This is a genomic window from Rhodanobacter sp. BL-MT-08 (genome assembly GCF_054161255.1).
On the sequence record NZ_CP167872.1, the window covers coordinates 1961239 to 1980506 of the forward strand.

A 19268-nucleotide genomic window follows, 5' to 3' on the forward strand; every position below is an offset into this window, starting at 1 on the left:
TGTTGCAGGCCCACAACATCAGGTTGTACCAGGAGACGTCATGCAGGTTTCGGTTGAAAACATCGGCACGCTCGAGCGCAAGCTCACGGTGAAGTTTCCCGCAGAGCGGTTCGAGACGCAGGTGACTGCACGTATTGCGGAAATGGGCCGCACGGTGCGTCTGAAGGGCTTTCGTCCGGGCAAGGTGCCCACCACGGTCATCAAGCAGCGCTTCGGCGCGCAGGTGCGTGGCGAGGTGCTCTCCGACCTGATCGGCAGCACGCTGCGTGAGGCGGTGGAGCAGGAAAAGCTGCAGCCCATTGCCAACCCTTCGATCAACACGACCGGCCAGCCGGAAGATGGTGAAATTGCCTACACCGCCACCTTCGAAATACTGCCGGAGTTCCCGCCGATCGACGTATCGAGTCTGGAAATCACCCGCCCGGTCGCCGTCGTGACCGATGCTGACATCGACAAGATGCTCGAGACCCTGCGCCAGCAGCGCCGTAGCTTCGACGAAGTGGAGCGCGCGTCTGTGGAAGGTGACTTCGTGATGTTCGAATACTCCGCCGAAGCCGGCGAGTACCGTTTTCCGGCCGAAGGCCTGGAGCGCGCAGGCAGTGTGCTGGGTTCGGGCAACCTGTTCAAAGCGCTGGACGATGCGCTGGTCGGTCATACGGCCGGCGACAGCTTCGACACCGATATCGCTTTTCCGGAAGACTTCCGCAACGAGGAGCTGGCCGGCAAGACCGCCAAGGTCAGCTTCAAGATCATCAAGGTGCAGGAGCCCAAGCTGCCTGAAATCGACGGTGAATTCGCCAAACTCTTCGGTATCGAGGACGGCGACCTGGAAGTGTTCCGCAAGGAAGTGCGCGCCAATCTCGAGCGTGAGCTGAAGGCGGCGCTGATGGCTCGCCTGAAGTCCGAAGTGGCGGAAAAGCTCGCCAATCTGCACGGCGATCTGGAAGTCCCCAAGCTGATGGTGCAGTCTGAAGCCCATAACTTGGCCGCGGGCAATGTTCCGCGCGGCCAGCAGGCTCCACCGCAGTTGATCGAAGCGGCACTGCCGATTGCGCAAAAGCGCGTGGTCGCCGGGCTGCTGATGGGCGAGATTGCACGCAAGCAGTCGCTGGTGATCGATCGCAAGCGCGTCGCCGAGCAGCTGGCGGCGATTGCCTCCACCTACGAAGAGCCGGAGAAAGTCATTGAACTCTACAACGGCGATCCCCAGTTGATGTCTGGGCTGCAAAATCGTGTGATGGAAGACCAAGTCGCGGAGTGGGTGGCAGAACATGCTAAAACTACGCAGCAAGATCTGAGTTTCGATGACGTGATGCGTCCGGCTAACGCCTGAGCCTTACCAGGTCCATTCAACGGAGAGCTGCAACCATGGCTATGGACCAAATCCAGAATCTCAATTTGATACCGATGGTCGTCGAGCAGACGGCCCGCGGTGAGCGTTCCTACGACATCTATTCGCGGCTGTTGAAGGAGCGCGTGATCTTCCTGGTCGGTGAAGTCAACGACCAGGTAGCCAATCTGCTGGTCGCCCAGATGCTGTTTCTGGAATCGGAAAACCCGGACAAGGACATCCAGTTCTACATCAATAGCCCTGGCGGCGCGGTCACGGCCGGTTTGGCGATCTACGACACCATGCAGTTCATCAAGCCGAACGTCAGCACGATGTGCATCGGCCAGGCGTGCAGCATGGGCTCGTTTCTGCTGATGGCTGGCGCCAAGGGCAAGCGCTACGCGTTGCCGAATTCCCGCATCATGATCCACCAGCCCTCCGGTGGCGCACAGGGGCAGGCGACCGACATCGAGATTCAGGCACGCGAGATTCTCTATATCCGCGAGCGCCTGAACCGGCTCTACGTCGAGCATACCGGCCAGCCGATCGAGAAGATCGAGCTGGACATGGAGCGCGATCGCTTCATGAACGCCGTCGATGCCAAGGCCTACGGCCTGATCGACGAAGTGCTCGGCAAACGCGCTGGCGAAACGGTCAAATCGGCCTGATCCCCTCGCTACACACGCGTGTCCCGACCAGCGTTTCGCTCCTGCATGCAGAGGCGGAACGCTGTGTTATTCTCGGGACGTACTCAGATTTACCAGCGGGATCGAAAGTATGAGTGACGATCGGCAGGGCCGTTCTAGCGATAGTGGCAAGATTCTCTATTGCTCTTTCTGTGGCAAAAGTCAGCACGAAGTACGCAAGCTGATCGCGGGTCCCTCCGTGTTCATCTGCGACGAGTGCGTGGAGCTGTGCAACGACATCATCCGCGAGGAGCTGGAGGAAAAGGCCGCATCGGGCCGTACCCAGCTGCCCAAACCGCGCGAAATTCGCGAATCGCTCGATCAGTACGTGGTGGGCCAGACGCGCGCCAAAAAGGCGCTCGCCGTTGCCGTCTACAACCACTACAAGCGCATTGAATCGCGTCAGAAAAGTGACGACATCGAGCTTGGCAAGTCCAACATCCTGCTGATCGGTCCAACCGGTTCAGGCAAGACGCTGCTGGCCGAGACGTTGGCGCGGCTGCTCAATGTGCCGTTCACCATCGCCGATGCCACCACGCTGACTGAAGCGGGTTATGTCGGCGAAGACGTCGAAAACATTATCCAGAAGCTGCTGCAGAAGTGCGATTACGACGTCGAAAAGGCGCAGTCGGGCATCGTCTACATCGATGAAATCGACAAGATCTCGCGCAAGAGCGAAAACCCGTCGATCACCCGCGATGTTTCCGGCGAAGGCGTGCAGCAGGCCCTGCTCAAGCTCATCGAAGGCACGCTGGCCTCGGTGCCGCCGCAGGGCGGCCGCAAGCACCCCCAGCAGGAATTCCTGCAGGTCGACACGAAGAACATCCTGTTTATCTGCGGCGGCGCGTTCGCCGGCTTGGAAAAAGTTATCCAGCAGCGCTCCGAGAACACCGGCATCGGCTTTTCGGCCGAAGTGCGCAGCAAGGAGCGTACGGAGAATCTCGGCAAGACGTTGTCCGACGTCGAGCCGGCGGACTTAGTTCGTTTCGGGCTGATCCCCGAATTCGTTGGTCGTTTGCCCGTCGTGGCGACGCTCGATGAACTGGACGAGCCGGCCCTGGTCAAGATTCTTACCGAGCCCAAGAACGCCGTGACCAAGCAGTTCAAGAAACTGTTCGAGATGGAAGAGGTGGAGCTGGAATTCCGCCCGGAAGCGCTTCAGGCGATTGCCCGCAAGGCGCTCAAGCGCAAGACGGGTGCGCGTGGCCTGCGCACCATTCTTGAGCAGGTCTTACTGGACACGATGTACGAACTGCCGTCGCTGGAGCACGTCAGCAAGGTCGTCGTCGATGACGCAGTGATCAATGGTCAGGCCGAGCCGTACCTGATCTATCGTGGCAACCTTCAGCAGCGCGTGGCGGGAGATGGCGGCGACGCCGCCTGATTCATTCAATAGCCACGTGCTGCGCAGGCTGGCATCAACAGCGGCTCCGGTGCATTCCGGGGCCGTTTTTGTTTTACGCAGCAACGACACCTTGAGTGGAAGCCAAGCGACCTCCACTTGAGTTGCAGATGCAGCCGACGCCGTGTCGGTGCGACGACCCCTATATCCGATTTCCGAGGAAACCTTCTTCGATGGCCAAGAACATCTCACCTCCCGTGCTGATCGACGCGCTGCCGGTACTGCCATTGCGAGATGTCGTGGTTTACCCGCACATGGTCATCCCGCTGTTTGTTGGACGTGACAAATCGATGCGCGCACTCGAGCGCGCGATGGAGGGCGAGCGGCAGATACTGCTCGTCGCACAGAAATCACCGGATATCGACGATCCGGAAATTTCTGACCTCCATCAAATCGGTACGCTTGCTGGTGTGCTGCAGCTGCTGAAACTGCCCGACGGCACGGTCAAGGTGCTGGTCGAAGGCCAGTCGCGGGTGGCAGTCGAGGATTTTCGCGAGGAGGGCGGCATGCTCACCGCGCGTTCGCGCGTGATCGAGCCGGTCTACAACGCCAAAGAGCGCGAGCTCGACGTGGTGTCGCGTACCCTGATTTCGCTGTTCGAGCAGCTAGTTAAACAAAGTCGTAAGCTGCCGCCGGAGGTGTTGGCCAGCCTTTCCGGTATCGATGATCCATCGCGCGTTGCCGACTCCATCGCAGCGCATCTTTCGGTGCGTATGGCCGATAAGCAGAAGGTGCTGGAAACCACCGACGTGGGCGAGCGCCTGGAGCTGCTGATCGGGCTGGTCGACGGCGAGATGGATTTGCAGCAGGTCGAAAAGCGCATCCGCGGCCGGGTCAAGTCGCAGATGGAAAAGAGCCAGCGCGAGTACTACCTCAACGAGCAGATGAAGGCGATCCAGAAGGAGCTCGGCGACAGCGAAGACGGTACCAACGAAGTCGAAGATCTGCAGAAAAAAATCGAGGCGGCCGGCATGCCCAAGGCAGTGTTGACCAAGGCCAGGCAGGAGTTCAACAAACTCAAGCAGATGTCGCCGATGTCGGCCGAAGCCACGGTGGTACGCAACTATCTGGACTGGCTGGTCGGCGTGCCGTGGAAAAAGCGCAGCAAGGTCCGCAAGGATCTGCAGATGGCCCAGGAAGTTCTCGATGCCGATCACTTCGGTCTGGAGAAGGTCAAGGATCGCATTCTCGAATATCTCGCCGTGCAGCAGCGTGTGAGCGTCATGAAAGGACCGATTCTCTGCCTGGTTGGCCCACCCGGCGTGGGCAAGACGTCGCTGGGACAATCAATCGCCAAGGCGACCAACCGCAAATTTGTCCGCATGAGTCTGGGCGGTGTGCGCGATGAGGCGGAAATCCGCGGTCATCGCCGTACCTACATCGGTTCGATGCCGGGCCGCATCGTGCAGAACATCAACAAGGTGGGCGCGAAAAACCCGTTGTTCGTGCTGGACGAGATCGACAAGATGTCGATGGACTTCCGTGGCGATCCGTCGTCGGCGCTGCTCGAAGTGCTCGATCCGGAGCAGAACCACGCGTTCAATGATCACTACCTCGAGGTCGATCTCGATCTGTCCGAAGTGATGTGGATCGCGACGGCCAACTCGCTGAACATTCCCGGTCCCTTGCTGGACCGCATGGAGGTCATCCGCATTCCCGGCTACACCGAGGATGAGAAGATCGGCATCGCGCAGAAGTATCTGTTGCCCAAGCAGCTCAAGGCGAACGGGCTGAAGCTGGAAGAGCTGAGCGTCAACGAGGAGGCCGTGCGCGACATCGTGCGTTATTACACGCGCGAGTCCGGCGTGCGCAATCTCGAGCGTGAGATCTCCAAGATATGCCGCAAGGTGGTCAAGGAATTGACGCTTGGCGAGGTGAAGAAGACCAAGGCCGGAGCCGCTGCATCGGTGAAGTCGACCAAGGCCAAAGCCAAGGCGAACGCCGGCAAGGTCAAGGTCACGTCCGACAATCTCGAGCATTATCTTGGCGTGCGCCGCTTCGACTTCGGCCGCAAGGAGCTGCAGAACGAAGTCGGTCTGGTCACCGGCCTAGCATGGACTCAGGTCGGCGGCGAATTGTTGAGCATCGAAGCGTCGGTCGTGCCAGGCAAAGGCCGCCTGGTGCATACCGGTCAGCTCGGTGACGTCATGAAAGAGTCGATTCAGGCGGCCCTTTCCGTAGTACGTGCGCGCGCCGATCAGCTGGGCATCGATCCGGATTTCCATCAGAAGCTGGACATCCATATCCACGTTCCGGAAGGCGCCACGCCGAAGGATGGGCCGAGTGCCGGTATCGCGATGTGCACGGCGCTGGTGTCCGTCTTGACCAAGGTGCCGGTACGTTCCGAAGTGGCGATGACGGGCGAGATCACCCTGCGTGGCCGCGTGCTGCCGATCGGTGGACTCAAGGAAAAACTGCTGGCCGCGCATCGCGGCGGGATCACCACGGTGATCATTCCTGAAGACAACAAGAAGGATCTGGCCGACATGCCGGCCAACATCACCTCATCGCTGGAGATTCATCCGGTGCGCTGGATCGACGAGGTGCTGGATATCGCACTGGAGCGTCCGCTGCAGCCGAATCAGGCCAAGGAAGAGACCCCGACGGCAGCCGTCGGTGAGCCACCGGAAGTGCACTCGCGCACGCACTGATGAGCTGTAGATTAAGGGCGTGGATATAGCGACGACGGTTTGAAGAAATGCTCCGCTGTGGCGGAGCATTTTTTGTGGATCGCGATCATTGCAACGCAATGTTCAGTCGTGACGCTTCCACTTTTGTTTCGCAACCGATTTTGTCAAGTGTGTACAGGCCGAAAACGTTGGTGCAGCTTGTGTTGCGGAGTCTGGCAACGCACTGGTATAAAGGCGTTATCGCAATCCAGGCGCTACATGTGAGCGCAGTCATGCGGGATTGCGTAACGGCGCTTAGCAAGAGTAAGAGCAAAGATTTAACCATCCGTGTCGGCGCCTTTTCCTCCATTTCCGATAGACGCCGGCCCGTAAACCGAATCAAGGGAGTTTCTCAATGAATAAAACTGATCTGATCAATGCCATCGCCGAATCCGCCGAGCTGACCAAGGCCGATGCCGGCCGTGCGCTGGAGGCGTTCTTCGCCACCGTGCAGAAGTCGTTGAAGGCGGGCGAGGACGTTTCGGTGGTCGGTTTCGGCACCTTCACCGTGCGCAAGCGCGCAGCACGCACCGGCCGCAACCCGCGCACGAACGAAGCGATCAAGATCAAGGCTTCGAAAGTACCGGCTTTCAAGGCTGGCAAGACTCTCAAGGATGCCCTAAACTAAGCGGCTGCTTGGTTTCGGGTGCTTAGCTCAGCGGTAGAGCGTCGCCCTTACAAGGCGGTGGTCGTAGGTTCGATCCCTACAGCACCCACCAGAAAAATGTGGAGCGGTAGTTCAGTTGGTTAGAATGCTGGCCTGTCACGCCGGAGGTCGCGGGTTCGAGTCCCGTCCGCTCCGCCACAGTTCGCAAGGGCGCCCCTGTGGCGCCTTTGTTTTTTCGGCAGTGCGCGTTTGTTGGGGTGCAGTAAACAGGTAGCGGCCGCTCGCGGCGATTTTTGCGCTACTGAACCGGTGCCCGTTTTGCGCGCCATCAATCACGTTGCGGGAAGATTTCAATGCTGCAGGCAATACGTAACAAGATGCATGGGTGGCCCTCGGTCATTCTTCTGGGTATTTGCGTTTTGGCGATGTCGCTGTTCGGTATGGAAAGCTATTTCACTTCGCACAACGACACGTTCGTCGCCAAAGTCGGCAAACACGAAATCAGCCAGAATGATTTCCAGACGCGCATGAACCAGCGGCGCCAGCAACTCAGCGAGCAGGAGGGCGACCAGTTCGACTCCGCCGCGTTCGAAAAGCCCGAGGTCAAACAGCAGATTCTCGATGCGATGGTCGACCAGCAGCTTCTGCTGCAGGCCAACGATGACTGGGGCATGCGCGTCTCCGATCAGGCCGTGCGCGATTACATCGCGACGATCCCGGCCTTTCAGCTCAACAACCAGTTCGATCCGACCACCTACCGTACCTACCTCGAAAGCCAGCGGCAGACCCCCGAGAGCTTCGAAAACGAAATACGCTCCTCGCTGGCCACTCAGCTGATTCCCGACGCGGTCAACGACAGCACGATCATCACCGATGCCACCACGGACCGTTTTCTCAGCCTGATCACCCAGCGGCGCGACCTGCGTTACTTCGTGCTGCCGCGGCCCAAGCTTGCCGATGCGCAGGTCACCGACGCCCAGATCGATGCCTACTACAAGGCCCATCAGGCCGATTACATGAATCCCGAGCAGGTCTCGGTGAAGTATCTGGAAGTCAATGGCGCCGACCTCAAGCCCGATGCTGCGCCCAGCGACGACGATTTGAAGAAGCGTTACGAAGACGAAAAGCAGCGTTTCGTGCAGCCCGAGCAGCGGCTGGTATCCCACATCCTGATCAACGTGCCGGCCAACGCCACGCCGGACCAGCAGAAGGCTGCGTTGGCCAAGGCAGAGAAAATTGCATCCCAGGCGACTCCCGGCAACTTCGCCACTCTCGCCAAGCAGGATTCTGACGATCTGGGTTCCAAGATCCAGGGCGGCGACCTGGGCTGGTTGCAGAAGGGGGTGACCAACGCACCCTTCGAAGCGGCGATGTTCGCGCTGCAGAAGGGCCAGATTTCCAAGCCGGTGCTGTCGCCCGACGGTTATCACATTATCTTTTTGCGCGATCTGCGCAGTGGCGAGGCCAAGCCGTTCGACCAAGTGCGCGACCAGCTGGTCAAGGAGCTGTCCAGCGGCGGCAAGGATCGCAAGTACAACGAAGTGGCCGGCAAGCTTTCCGACAATACCTACCAGAATCCGTCGTCGCTGGAGCCTGCGGCGACGGCGCTGAATCTGCCGATCAAGACCACGGCCCTGTTTTCGCGCAAGGGTGGCAGCGACCCGCTGACCTCGAATCCCAAGTTCGTCGCGGCCGCCTTTGGTGACGATGTGCTGGTTCAGGGCAATAATTCGGCGCTGGTCGATCTGGGCAACGATCACTCGGTGGTGCTGCATATCGACAAGCACGTGCCGGCGGCGCTGCGTCCGCTAGCCGAGGTCAAAGCCGACGTCGAGAAAAAGATTCTGGACGATCGCACGGTGGCCGCGACAAAGAAGCAGGCTGACGACATGGTGGCTGCCTTGGACAAGGGCGAGGCTATGCAGGCGGTCGCCGCATCGGTCAATGCGTCACTGAAGACCGTGGCTGATGCGGTTCGCAGCCAGGCACCTCAGGCTTCTGCAACGACCACACCGACACCGGCGCCGCTGCTGAAGCAGGCGTTTCTGATGCCGCATCCAGCGGCCGGCAAGTCGCAGTTTGCGGCGGTGGATATGGGTGACGGCACGTTCGCCCTGCTGGCCGTGGACAAGGTGCAAGACGGTGATCTTTCCAAGGTTCCACCGGAAGAGCGCAATGCCTTGCGTCAGCAGATGGCGCAGGCCTACGGTGCCGAGGCGACCAGCGAGTTGATCGACCAGCTGCGCGCGAAAACCAAAATCCAGATCAACAAGGCGCAGATGTAGCTTTCAAAGTGTCTGCGGCGCATACGCCGACAAAAAGGGCAGCCTTCCAGGCTGCCCTTTTTGTTGGTCTCAGTCGGCGTATCAGTCGCCGCTCAACTTCAGCACTTGTCCCGGCTTCAGAGCCAGACCATGCAGATGGTTCCACTGCTGCAGTTTTCTGATGCTGATCGCGTAGCGGTGCGCGATCTGCCACAGGCTCTCACCGCTTTTTACGGTGTGGGTCTTTGCGTGCGTCGCCGGTTTCGGCGATGTCGTGTCAGCCGAGTCGTCGGCGCCCGATGCGGCTGCTTCGGCAGCTTGTCCGGCGCTGTCCGTCTCTGCCGACTGCAGCAGGGAGTCGCGAAACTGCTGGGCATGGTTAGCCGGCAGCAGCACGTATGACACGGCGCCGGCATCCATCGTGCCGCCGCGGAACGCCGCGTTCAGATCCTTCATCTTGCTCACCGATATGCCTGCCTGATCGGCAGCCTTGGCCATCGGCATGGATTGCGAGATGCCGACCTGCACCAGATGCTGGTCGTCGGAAATGCTTGGCAAGCTGACCCCGAAGCGCTCGGGTTCGCGTACCACGCAGGCCATCGCCAGCAGTCGGGTCAGGTGCTCTTTGGCTCCGCTTTTGACGGGCAGGCGCGGGATGACCGGGTTTGCCGGCGGCGTGCCGTATTTGTTCGCCAGCTTTTCGATCTTGAATTCGCCGGTGTTGTACGCGTAATCGACGAGGCGCCAGTCGTCGAACTTCTCGTGATAGCGGCTGAGCAGTTTCATGACGGCGTTGGCAGAAGCGTCCACGTCGAGCCTGGCATCGAAGCGGCCGTCCACACGCAGGCCCATCTTGTTGGCTGTCATCGGCATGATTTGCCACATGCCGGCGGGTCGATTGCGCCGTCCCGGCAGCGATTGAAAGCCGCTCTCGATCCACGGCAGCAGGGCAAACTCGCCGGCGACGCCGTAGCGCACGGCCACCTCATGCACGTAGACCAGCTGCGGCATCGCCTGGCGCATCTGGTCCTCGAAATGGTCGGGGTTCTTCGTGTAACGCTGAGCCCACGCCAGAACGCCGGGATCCGCGTCGCAGTCGCTCATCGCGAAAGTGCTGCGCATCTGCGGCCAGAAGTCGGCTGTCTGTGGCACGGCGATGGTGGGCGGCGTCAACGGCGGGACAGTCACGTGCCCGATAACGATGGCCGGTTTCTTGATGACTGCCCGGCGTGGACCCTGGGAAGGCGTGCCTACGCAGGCGGCCAGCAGCATCGATAGAGCCGGCAGCAGCGGTCGCCAGCGCCGGACGATCAACGGAAGGCATCCTTGGCACTGCGCAGCGCGGCGAAGCGCGCAACGCGATCGTTGCCGGTCGTGCCGTGTTGCTGACACCACTGCGCGACGTTCGCGCTGTCCGTGCGCAGGAACGGATTGGTGGCGCGTTCGACAGCAAGCGGCACGGGCAGCGTTGGCTTTCCTTGCGCGCGCAGGGCGGCCACTTCGTTCATGCGCTCGTGCAGCCGGAGGTTGTCCGGCTCGATGGTGCTGGCAAATCGCCCGTTCGTCTGGGTGTACTCGTGGCCGCCGCAGACTTCGGTGGCATCGGGCAACGCGAACAGGCGGTCCAGCGAAGCCAGCATCTGCTGCGGCGTGCCTTCAAAGAGTCGTCCGCATCCCATGCTGAACAAGGTGTCGCCGCAGAACAGCACGCCGCCACCGACGTAGGCCACGTGGCTGAGGGTATGCCCGGGAACCGCGATGACCTCGAACTCGATGGGCGGCGATGCGAGGGTGATGCGCTCGCCGTCATGCACGCACACCGTGGCCTCGCTGATTCGGTCATCAACCGGCGCATACACGGGCACATTGTGGTGGCGACACAGTTCGGCCACGCCACCGATATGATCGGGATGATGATGCGTCAGCAGGATCGCCTGCAGTGACAGATGTCGCGTCGCCAGTGCCTGCTGCACCACGGCGGCGTCGCCCGGATCGACGACGATCGCCATCCCCTTGTCGTCATGCATGAGCCAGATGTAGTTATCGGCAAGCGCCGGCAAAGGTACGAGGTGCACAAGGATCTCCGAACTCTGTGGATCGACAATCTGAGGATGCAGCCGCCGAAACGGGTTGGCTGTCACGGCCATCGGCCGATGCATGACGCGACTCGCGCATGCGGGGCCAGCGGTAGATCGTGTGTTCGACAATCCCCTTGTGTGAATGCCTCGTCGGGCGCGCGCCAGCCCGGCGACTATAAACAGCTCCGTCCGGCGGGTCGTTATCAAGGCGTTAACCACGGCAGGAATGGTTCAGTTCACCATCCGCGTTACGCCCGCGATCGAAGGGCCGGGGGCACCGTCGCGCCGTGAGACGCTACACTCGCACGGTAGTTCAAGCCGGAAGCACCCATGTCCCGACGCGATGAAGATATCTACGCCAGTGCGCCGGTACGCCGCCTGCAGGACGAACAGACGCGGGCCATGACGCCCGCCCTGCAGCGCTGCGTGGGCGACTACGCGCTGCTGATCGGAACATCGCCCGACGAGGCTGCTGCCCCGGCGCTGCCCATGCTTGGATGCTGGATCCGCATGCAGCTGCAGGGCGGTCGTTATCGCGGCGATCTGCTGGCAGCGGGCGACGAGTCGCTGCCGTTCATTGATGACGCGTTCGAGCTGGTGCTTTTGCAGCACGCGCTGGAAGCCAGCGCCGTGCCGGGTCCGCTGCTGGACGAAGCCGTTCGCGTGCTGGCACCTGGCGGCGTGCTGGCGATCACCGGCGTGCACCCGATGAGCGCGTGGGCGCCGTGGTTCCGCTGGCGGTCGCCCGGCGTGCCCCCCAAGCTCAGCATGCCGCTGCGTCTGATGACGGATCTGCAGCGCGAAGGTTTCGAGATCGAGCAGGCGCAACGCGTTGGTTGCGTGCTGCCGGGCAGTGCCGTCGCAAACGCCATGAGCGCCAAGGTATTGGGCGGCGGCTTCGTCCTTATTGCGCGCAAGCGCCGACGCGTAGTGACGCCGCTGCGGATTCAAGCGATGCCGGTGGCAGTGCCGGCAACCGGTCGACTGTCGCCAAGCACGCGGCGCAGCGCAACCCTTTAGAACTGACCAGAAAGACGAGTAACGATGAGCGAAGTGGAAGCATTCACCGACGGCGCCTGCCTCGGCAATCCGGGTCCCGGCGGCTGGGCCGCGCTGCTGCGCGCCAAGGGCAGCGAGCGCGTAGTCGCTGGCGGCGATCCCGACACCACCAACAATCGTATGGAGCTTATGGCCGCGATCGGCGCGCTGGAGGCTCTTACGCGCCCTTGTCGGGTCAAGCTGACCACCGACTCGCGCTACGTAATGCAGGGTATCGAGCAGTGGGTGCCAAAATGGCGCGCCAACGGCTGGCGCACGGCCGACAAAAAGCCGGTGAAAAATCAGGATCTCTGGCAGCGGCTTTCCGAGGCGGTAAGCACGCACCAGGTTCGCTGGGAGTGGGTGAAAGGGCATAACGGTCACGCCGAGAACGAACGCGTCGATCAGGCGGCTCGCGAGCAGGCCGAACGGATGAAGTCTGCTCCGGCTCCGGCCACGTCCGCGGCCGCACAGCCTACTCAAACGCGGAGCCCGGCATGAGGCAGGTCGTCCTCGATACTGAAACCACCGGCCTTGAGGTACGCCAGGGCCATCGCCTAGTCGAGATCGCTTGCGTCGAACTGGTCGAGCGTCGGCTAACCGGACGCTACTACCAGACCTACCTCAACCCCGGTCGGCCTATGGACGAAGGCGCGCGGCAGGTCACCGGTATCGAGGATGAGTTTCTGCTCGACAAGCCGCTGTTCGCCGACGTGGTGCAGGAGTTTCTGACGTTTATCGATGGCGCCGAGCTGATCATCCACAACGCCAGCTTCGACGTGGGCTTTCTCGACGCCGAACTCGCTGCGCTGGAGCAAGGTCTGGGTTGCATCACCGACCGCTGCAGCGTGCTGGATACGTTGAAGATGGCGCGCGATCGCTATCCAGGCCAGCGCAACAGCCTCGATGCGCTGTGCAAGCGATTGGGCGTGGATAATTCGCGGCGCGATCTGCACGGCGGCCTCATCGATGCGCAGCTGCTGGCCGACGTCTATCTGGCCATGACATCCGGGCAGGTCGCCTTCGATCTCGGCTTCGAAACCGCTGGCGAAGAAAAACACACGGTCACGCTGACGCCGATTACGCTGCGCGCGCGCCCACGGATCCTGCGCGCGGCTGCCGACGAATTGCTGCTGCACGAGCAGCGGCTGGATGCGCTGGATAAAAGTGCCGGTGGCAAAAGCCTCTGGCGTCAGCTGAACTGACCAAAAGCCCCTCTGTCAGGTGTAGCGCGCCATGACGACCGTGATGTTGTCATTGCCGCCGCCGTCAAGCGCAGCCAGCAGCAGCTGATCGACGCATTCCTGCGAAGCCAGATCCGCGCGCGCCACGGTGCGGGCAATCGCTGCGTCGTTGATGCTCTCGGTCAGGCCGTCGGTACACAGCACGAACGCCATGCCGGCCTCGAGCCGCCCGCGCGCCATGCCGATATGCAGCTGCTCCGCCGCGGTGACGCCCAGCGCCTGTGTCAGCACGTTGCGCTGCGGATGTTTCGACGCCTGCGCGGCATCGAGCTGGCCGGATTCCACCAGCTCCTGTACCAGCGAATGGTCGTGGCTGATTTGCTGCAGCTCCGCTTTCCAGCGGTAAATGCGGCTGTCGCCGACCCAGGCGACTTCGTAGCCGTCGCCAGTTACGCGCAGGGCGGCAATCGTCGTTCCCATCGGCAGCATTTCGCGGCTTTCGCGAGCGTGCGCCAGCAGGCGCTCGCCCGCACCTTGCACCGCCTCGACCAGGCCGTGACCGCGCGTCACCAGATCCACCACGGTGTCGCGCACCATCGCCGAGGCCACCTCGCCGTGCTGGTGGCCGCCCATGCCATCGGCGACCAGAAAAAGGCCCAGCGATGCGTCGGCGTAATAGGTGTCTTCGTTGCGCAGGCGGCGCATGCCAACGTGCGTTCCGTGTCCGAATTCGATCATGACTTGTCTGGTGCGGCGAGTGGGTGGAGCATGCCGGATGTCATGGTTGTTGTCACGAAAGGCCTCTGCGCGTATCATTCCCGGCTCGCATGAACCACCATGCAAAGCCTTTGGAGAGGTGGCAGAGTGGTCGAATGTACCTGACTCGAAATCAGGCGTGCGTGTAAGCGCACCGAGGGTTCGAATCCCTCCCTCTCCGCCAGAAAAGCAAAGCGCCCCGAAAGGGGCGTTTTGCTTTTCTGGCGGAAGACGGCAGGGTGAGAACCCAGTGGTTCGACGAATTCGTCCGGAACGAATTCGGACAGCCGCAGGCTGGCCCCGCAGCGCGCAGCGCGAAGGGGTGAGGCTCAGGACGAGCCGAACAATCCCTCTCTCTGCCAAGTAAACGATTAAGCCCCCTGATCTCAGCGGCCTTTTTGTGGGCGTTTGTTTTTTATCCGCAGCCCTACTCATAGTTGGAGCCAAACGCCCATCATGAGCTCGAACGTGATCGCCGCGAATAGAAATACGCTAAAAAACATAGTGCTATCGCAGCCATCTTTTCGCGCCTTTTTCTCCCCCTCGATCGCCCTCGAACGTCATGACAGTGACCATGGCCGAAAAGACGCAGAGCACGATTATGTACGTCGGCATGATGGACTTCCTAGCAGTCCATCATGAAGCAGCACCCCGTGAGACAGTTGTCCTTATCCTTGTTGCTACGACCTCGCGAATTGGTAGCATCGAATTTGTGGGGCCAATTGTTGAGCTTAGTCATTCGGTGAATATTTGTGGACAAGGACAATCCTGGCTATCGGCTTCACCTATCCTGCAGCCATGCCCTGACAGCCAAAACGCGCAAAATCCTTTTCGTTTGATCTGTTGGCTGACTGGTCAGCGGTTGTCGGGCCGCCAGACGCGGAGGACGGCCACCGCGTTTGGGGGTTGGACTCCAAGCCAGGGTGCTACTCAAAACTGGGGGCGTCGGTAACCTACAGATCTTTCAGTGATAATTTTTCAAGGCAGTCGGTCTTGCTACTGATTAACGGAATGGGGGTGTTTCAATGCATATTGATGTGCCGGCGCAAGTCTTAGCCGCGATTGCAACGCTTGTCGCTGCGCTGATCGCAGGTGCCGTTGCTTTCGTTAATCTCACCCTTACCAAGGAATTAAAGACATCAGAGTTCAGGCAGGCGTGGATCGATAGCCTCAGAGAAGAGTTGGCGATGTTCTTCGGTGCCGCGCGGGCTTTTGCTAGGGCGGTGGATATGGTTCACATATTCGGCGCGGATTACAAAGCAAAGGTTCTGCTCCCGATTAGCGACGAAAAGATCGGAGATTTGCGGTACCAAGCTGCCGAAATGCTCAGCAAAATAAAGTTGCGCCTCAATCCAGATGAGGCGGAACACGAAGAACTGTTGCGATTATTGGTAAAGGCTGTGAGCACTCAGAACGATATGCTCGCAAACAGAGGTTCTGTCACCACTACACTTTCTTCCATTGAGGAAGGTAATGAATACGCGAGAAGAGTGCTCAAGAAAGAATGGAATCGCGTCAAGAAAGGTGAGCTTCCTTTTCGAATCGTCCGAAACTGGCTGGCACCGCTACTCTTCTTTGCATCAATCGGATTTTTGATTCTCATGTGGAATGGCACTTTCAAGAACTAACCTTTTGCTCATTCTTTTATTTAGCGTGGCCTACCAGTAAAAACCCATAGCCACCGAGTCTCCGGCGGCGAACTATGGGTCTTCATGAATGCCTCAGCTCAGTACTTAGTCCGACAACTTGTAAGCAATCACATAGTCGCCAATCTTCGTGCCGAACGATCCATGTCCACCGGCCGCGGTAACCACATACTGCTGTCCGTCGATGGCGTAGGTCATCGGCGTGGACTGGCCGCCGGCCGGCAGGCGGTCCTGCCAGAGCTGCTCGCCCGTCGTGACGTCGTAGGCGCGGATGTAATAGTCCAGCGTCGAGGTGAGGAAGGTGACGCCACCGGCGGTGGTCATCGGGCCGCCCAGGGTCGGCACGCCGAGCTTGAACGGCAGCGGGATCGGGGAGCTGTCGCGGATCGTCCCGTTCTTGTGCATCCAGACGATTTTCTTGGTCGTCAGATCGATGCCGGCCATGTAACCCCACGGTGGGCGCATGCACGGAATGCCGACTGGCGAGAGCAGCGCGTGCAGGTCGACGCCGTACGGCGTGCCGTACATCGGCTGCACGCCGTTTTCGGTGCCCGACGGATGCGCGTCGTTCGGCGCGGACGGGTTGTTCGGCCCGCGCGGGATCAGCGTCGACACGAACGGGATCGCCATCGGATTGGCGATGGCGATGTTGCGGGTCGGGTCCACCGCGATGCCGCCCCACTCGAACATGCCCAGGTTGCCGGGGAATACCAGCGTGCCCTGCAAGGACGGCGGGGTGAACGTGCCCTCATAGCGCAGCCGATGGAAGGTGATGCGGCAGGCCAGCTGGTCGAAGATCGTGGCGCCCCACATGTCGGCGCCGGTGAGCTTGGCTTCGGGGCGGAAGGTCAGTTCGGAGAATGGCTGCGTGGGCGAGGTGCGATCGCCGGGGGCCGCGCCCTGCGGTACTGGACGCTCCGGCGCCGGCACGATCGGCACGCCGGTGCGCCGGTCGAGCACGAACAGGTTGCCGGTCTTGGCCGGCTGCAGAATCGCCGGCACCACGCCGTTGGCGGTGGGCAGATCGGCCAGCGTCGGCTGCGAGGGCAGGTCCATGTCCCAAAGGTCGTGGTGCACGGTCTGGTACGACCACACGCGCTTGCCGGTGTTGATGTCGAGCGCGACCAAGGCGCTGGAATAGCGCTCGGCCAGCGGCGTGCGGTTGCCGGCCCAGATGTCCGGCGTCTGCACGCCCATCGGCATATAGACCAGACCGAGCTTGGGATCGTACGACGCCGTCATCCAGGAGTTGGGCGAGTTGTTGGTATAGGTATGCGTGGCCGAGGGCAGGGCGTTCTCGTCCTGCGCGCCCGAATCCCAGGCCCAGACCAACTTGCCGGTATGGATATCGAAACCGCGAATGACGCCGGACGGCTCACGCGTGGAGTAGTTGTCGATCACCGCACCGGCGACCACCAGAATCTTGTCGCTGACGATCGGCGGCGAGGTGGGTTCGTAGAAGCCGGGCGTGTGCTCGCCCATGCCGACCTGCAGGTTGAGCGTGCCGTGCTCGCCGAAGCTCTGGCACGGTTTGCCGCTGTCGGCATCGAGCGCAATCATGCGGCCGTCGTTGACCGGCAGAAAGATCGTGCGCGGGCAGTCGGTCGGCGCCGGTGAGCCGTCGGCATTGAGCGCGCCGGCCACGGTCTCGTGATACGACACGCCGCGGCAGGTCAGATGCTGGAACGTCGGGTTGTCCTGCACCTTGGGGTCGTACGACCAGCGCAGCGCGCCAGTCTTGGCGTCGAGCGCGAACAGGCGCTGATGCTGCGAGCACAGGTACAGCGTGTCGTTGACCTTGATTGGGGTGACCTCGAAGGTGGTCTCCACCGGATCGTTCTTGCCCGGCAGGTCGCCGGTGCGGAAGGTCCAGGCGACCTTCAGTTTTTTGACGTTGGCCGGGGTGATCTGTTTCAACGGCGAATAACGCTGGCCAAACTGGGTACGGCCATAGTCGCGCCAGTCCGCGTCCGGCTGCTTGTCGTCATTGGGCGGCAGCGACGCGGCGGCGGCCACCGCGGCCGGCAGGCTGCCGTTGATGTCGTGATAGTCGGAGCAAAGGCCAACGCCGAGCACAACCACGCTCAGCAGCGAGGCGGCCCACAAGGGCAACGTCGACGCGCGCGACGATGCGCCGACGTCGCTCAATCCGCGCGTGACCCAGGGCGTCAGCAGCCATAGTCCCAGCGGAAAGATCACGTCCAGACGTGCAGCCAGCGGCCACCAGTCGAAGCGGATATCGCTGATCGACCACAGCACGGAGCCGACCACGACGAGGGCATACAGCCACAGCGCCGCGCGGCGCCGCGCGATCAGCAGGGCACCGGTAAGCGCGATGCCGAGGCCTGCGATGGCATAGAACAGCGAGCCGCCCAGCGCGATGAGCCAGGCACCGCCGCCGGTCAGCGCCAGGCCCATGAGGAGGAAGACGATGCCGGTGACGACGGGCGTTTTTCGCGATCGATACGAAGGGGGCATTAGGATCTCCTGCCTGTGCGGAATAAATAAAGCCAAAGATCACCAGAACGATGAATCTTCGAGCGCCAATCGATGGCGGTCCGTGAACGGCGTAGCGATGGATTCGTGGAAAGCTCGGTTGGCGCGCTCGTGAGGCGCTATGACATGGGAGGCTCAATCAGGCGAACGCTGCTCCTGTCAGCGCCCATCATTGATGCAAAGCGATGACGGTGGAGACCGTCGGCCTCGGCTGAAGGGCCGAGGTTTTTTGCCGGATAAGAGAATACAGCCATGTCATGGCGCGGCGCATCATGTAATACCCGACTTTGCATCCATTGCCTGTGATTCGAACTGCACCGTCAGCGTTCTGCCGGAGCACGGGCCCATAAGTCGGGTACGTCGTTTCCGGGGCTGCCGGCCACGCGATGGTTTGCCTGGTGTTTCGCCCTCAGCCTGTTGGGCTTCAAGCCGTTTCAGCAGCGGCTCAACCTGCGTTACACCATTCTCGATGACGTCCGTCCAATCTTGGGCTGCTTAAGCTGCGGCATGGAGCGCGCCTGGGTCAAGCCGACCGCGCGTTTCGTCGCATGGATCAAGTCGCGCTCTGGCACAACCACCGCGCACACCGCAACGCCGCATTTCAGCCAGGTCGCCTCGCCTGTCCACAAACCCGCTGCGCATCGCTAGCCGTAGGGTCAAGGCAAAAGCCAGATCACTCGCCGGTCGCTGTTGATTCGCCGCAGGCATCGACGGGAAAACTTGCAGGTTATCCCCGGGCAGGGTGCTTGTGCCGCTGATGGGCGGTGGGAAAAAGAATGGAAGAAACATGTTGGTCGGGCCGCAGCCGCAGCAACTGCAGCAGCACATAGGCCGAAATCGCCATATTGCCGAGCAGCATGATCGCGACGAACCAGCCGATGCGCGGCAGCCAGCGGGCTTCCTTGAAACACACCCAGACGTAGAAGGTGATGAAGCCGAAATAAGCGTCGAGCATGGTTGCGATCGTCCAGTAGCGATCGGGCCCCGCGGTCATCCCCTGCCACTGCATCACCGGTTGCTGAAAGCTGGCCCAGCTGGTGTAGACCAGCATGGTAAGAAAGATGGCCGAAAAAATGACCTTCAGCAGGGTTCGGTTGGTCATGGCATGTCCT

The 19268-nt window shown here is 61.1% G+C and carries 15 protein-coding genes and 3 tRNA genes; 13 read left to right on the plus strand and 5 right to left on the minus strand.

Features of this window, described 5'->3' with window-relative positions:
- The first annotated feature begins 40 nt into the window (after window positions 1-40).
- The 8 genes from tig to ACDK93_RS08675 all read left to right on the plus strand — a co-directional run bounded on the left by tig (window position 41) and on the right by ACDK93_RS08675 (window position 8979).
- On the plus strand, window positions 41-1333 hold the full coding sequence (tig, locus tag ACDK93_RS08640; RefSeq protein WP_458072179.1) for a trigger factor: 1293 nt from the start codon (window positions 41-43) through the stop codon (window positions 1331-1333).
- Window positions 1334-1368: 35 nt separating this feature from the next.
- On the plus strand, window positions 1369-1998 hold the full coding sequence (gene clpP, locus ACDK93_RS08645; protein ID WP_458072180.1) for an ATP-dependent Clp endopeptidase proteolytic subunit ClpP: 630 nt from the start codon (window positions 1369-1371) through the stop codon (window positions 1996-1998).
- A gap of 109 nt (window positions 1999-2107) precedes the next feature.
- Window positions 2108-3400, plus strand: a complete 1293-nt coding sequence (gene clpX, locus ACDK93_RS08650; protein WP_458072181.1) for an ATP-dependent Clp protease ATP-binding subunit ClpX — start codon at window positions 2108-2110, stop codon at window positions 3398-3400.
- A gap of 191 nt (window positions 3401-3591) precedes the next feature.
- Window positions 3592-6069 (plus strand): endopeptidase La, encoded by a 2478-nt coding sequence (gene lon, locus ACDK93_RS08655; protein WP_458072182.1) that lies wholly within the window; start codon window positions 3592-3594, stop codon window positions 6067-6069.
- A 373-nt stretch (window positions 6070-6442) separates the two neighbouring features.
- On the plus strand, window positions 6443-6715 hold the full coding sequence (locus ACDK93_RS08660; protein ID WP_179476897.1) for an HU family DNA-binding protein: 273 nt from the start codon (window positions 6443-6445) through the stop codon (window positions 6713-6715).
- Between the two features lie 16 nt (window positions 6716-6731).
- Window positions 6732-6806: transfer RNA gene (locus tag ACDK93_RS08665), tRNA-Val, on the plus strand.
- 9 nt (window positions 6807-6815) lie between these two features.
- A tRNA-Asp gene (locus ACDK93_RS08670) sits at window positions 6816-6892 on the plus strand.
- Window positions 6893-7047: 155 nt separating this feature from the next.
- A complete protein-coding gene (locus ACDK93_RS08675) occupies window positions 7048-8979 on the plus strand; it encodes a SurA N-terminal domain-containing protein (protein ID WP_458072183.1) in 1932 nt (643 codons plus the stop codon).
- Window positions 8980-9060: 81 nt separating this feature from the next.
- Here the strand turns inward: ACDK93_RS08675 and ACDK93_RS08680 are convergent, their stop codons facing one another.
- Together ACDK93_RS08680 and gloB are read right to left on the minus strand one after the other, a co-directional pair.
- Window positions 9061-10272, minus strand: a complete 1212-nt coding sequence (locus tag ACDK93_RS08680) for a LysM peptidoglycan-binding domain-containing protein (RefSeq protein WP_458072184.1) — start codon at window positions 10270-10272, stop codon at window positions 9061-9063.
- Entirely contained in the window at window positions 10269-11033 is a 765-nt protein-coding gene (gloB, locus tag ACDK93_RS08685; protein ID WP_458072398.1) for a hydroxyacylglutathione hydrolase, read from the minus strand. The genes ACDK93_RS08680 and gloB overlap by 4 nt, the downstream gene beginning before the upstream one ends.
- A gap of 333 nt (window positions 11034-11366) precedes the next feature.
- On the opposite strand from gloB, the gene ACDK93_RS08690 reads away from it, so the two are divergent.
- Genes ACDK93_RS08690 through dnaQ form a run of 3 tightly spaced genes read left to right on the plus strand, consistent with a single transcriptional unit; the run spans window position 11367 to window position 13279 of the window.
- Complete coding sequence (locus tag ACDK93_RS08690; protein WP_458072185.1) at window positions 11367-12056, plus strand: methyltransferase domain-containing protein; 690 nt, start codon at window positions 11367-11369, stop codon at window positions 12054-12056.
- Window positions 12057-12080: 24 nt separating this feature from the next.
- Window positions 12081-12575: a ribonuclease HI gene (rnhA, locus tag ACDK93_RS08695; protein ID WP_458072186.1), complete on the plus strand. Its 495-nt coding sequence runs from the start codon at window positions 12081-12083 to the stop codon at window positions 12573-12575.
- Window positions 12572-13279 carry a DNA polymerase III subunit epsilon gene (dnaQ, locus tag ACDK93_RS08700; RefSeq protein ID WP_458072187.1) on the plus strand — a complete coding sequence of 236 codons (708 nt, stop codon included), beginning with the start codon at window positions 12572-12574 and terminating at the stop codon, window positions 13277-13279. The genes rnhA and dnaQ overlap by 4 nt, the downstream gene beginning before the upstream one ends.
- A 15-nt stretch (window positions 13280-13294) precedes the next feature.
- Here the strand turns inward: dnaQ and ACDK93_RS08705 are convergent, their stop codons facing one another.
- Window positions 13295-13996: a PP2C family protein-serine/threonine phosphatase gene (locus ACDK93_RS08705; RefSeq protein WP_458072188.1), complete on the minus strand. Its 702-nt coding sequence runs from the start codon at window positions 13994-13996 to the stop codon at window positions 13295-13297.
- A gap of 112 nt (window positions 13997-14108) precedes the next feature.
- On the opposite strand from ACDK93_RS08705, the gene ACDK93_RS08710 reads away from it, so the two are divergent.
- Both ACDK93_RS08710 and ACDK93_RS08715 read left to right on the plus strand, forming a co-directional pair.
- Window positions 14109-14198: transfer RNA gene (locus ACDK93_RS08710), tRNA-Ser, on the plus strand.
- Between the two features lie 841 nt (window positions 14199-15039).
- Window positions 15040-15642, plus strand: a complete 603-nt coding sequence (locus ACDK93_RS08715; protein ID WP_458072189.1) for a hypothetical protein — start codon at window positions 15040-15042, stop codon at window positions 15640-15642.
- Between the two features lie 105 nt (window positions 15643-15747).
- Here the strand turns inward: ACDK93_RS08715 and ACDK93_RS08720 are convergent, their stop codons facing one another.
- Together ACDK93_RS08720 and ACDK93_RS08725 are read right to left on the minus strand one after the other, a co-directional pair.
- Window positions 15748-18138: a glucose/quinate/shikimate family membrane-bound PQQ-dependent dehydrogenase gene (locus tag ACDK93_RS08720; protein WP_458072190.1), complete on the minus strand. Its 2391-nt coding sequence runs from the start codon at window positions 18136-18138 to the stop codon at window positions 15748-15750.
- A 745-nt stretch (window positions 18139-18883) separates the two neighbouring features.
- Complete coding sequence (locus tag ACDK93_RS08725) at window positions 18884-19258, minus strand: DUF1475 family protein (protein ID WP_458072191.1); 375 nt, start codon at window positions 19256-19258, stop codon at window positions 18884-18886.
- Window positions 19259-19268 lie beyond the last annotated feature (10 nt).

Excerpts from the sequence above, each read along its gene's own strand:
- tig (WP_458072179.1), top strand. The coding sequence starts at position 41 with ATGCAGGTTTCGGTTGAAAACATCGGCACGCTCGAGCGCAAGCTCACG.
- clpP (WP_458072180.1), top strand. The coding sequence starts at position 1,369 with ATGGCTATGGACCAAATCCAGAATCTCAATTTGATACCGATGGTCGTC.
- clpX (WP_458072181.1), top strand. The coding sequence starts at position 2,108 with ATGAGTGACGATCGGCAGGGCCGTTCTAGCGATAGTGGCAAGATTCTC.
- lon (WP_458072182.1), top strand. The coding sequence starts at position 3,592 with ATGGCCAAGAACATCTCACCTCCCGTGCTGATCGACGCGCTGCCGGTA.
- ACDK93_RS08660 (WP_179476897.1), top strand. The coding sequence starts at position 6,443 with ATGAATAAAACTGATCTGATCAATGCCATCGCCGAATCCGCCGAGCTG.
- ACDK93_RS08675 (WP_458072183.1), top strand. The coding sequence starts at position 7,048 with ATGCTGCAGGCAATACGTAACAAGATGCATGGGTGGCCCTCGGTCATT.
- ACDK93_RS08690 (WP_458072185.1), top strand. The coding sequence starts at position 11,367 with ATGTCCCGACGCGATGAAGATATCTACGCCAGTGCGCCGGTACGCCGC.
- rnhA (WP_458072186.1), top strand. The coding sequence starts at position 12,081 with ATGAGCGAAGTGGAAGCATTCACCGACGGCGCCTGCCTCGGCAATCCG.
- dnaQ (WP_458072187.1), top strand. The coding sequence starts at position 12,572 with ATGAGGCAGGTCGTCCTCGATACTGAAACCACCGGCCTTGAGGTACGC.
- ACDK93_RS08705 (WP_458072188.1), bottom strand. The coding sequence starts at position 13,996 with ATGATCGAATTCGGACACGGAACGCACGTTGGCATGCGCCGCCTGCGC.
- ACDK93_RS08715 (WP_458072189.1), top strand. The coding sequence starts at position 15,040 with ATGCATATTGATGTGCCGGCGCAAGTCTTAGCCGCGATTGCAACGCTT.
- ACDK93_RS08720 (WP_458072190.1), bottom strand. The coding sequence starts at position 18,138 with ATGCCCCCTTCGTATCGATCGCGAAAAACGCCCGTCGTCACCGGCATC.
- ACDK93_RS08725 (WP_458072191.1), bottom strand. The coding sequence starts at position 19,258 with ATGACCAACCGAACCCTGCTGAAGGTCATTTTTTCGGCCATCTTTCTT.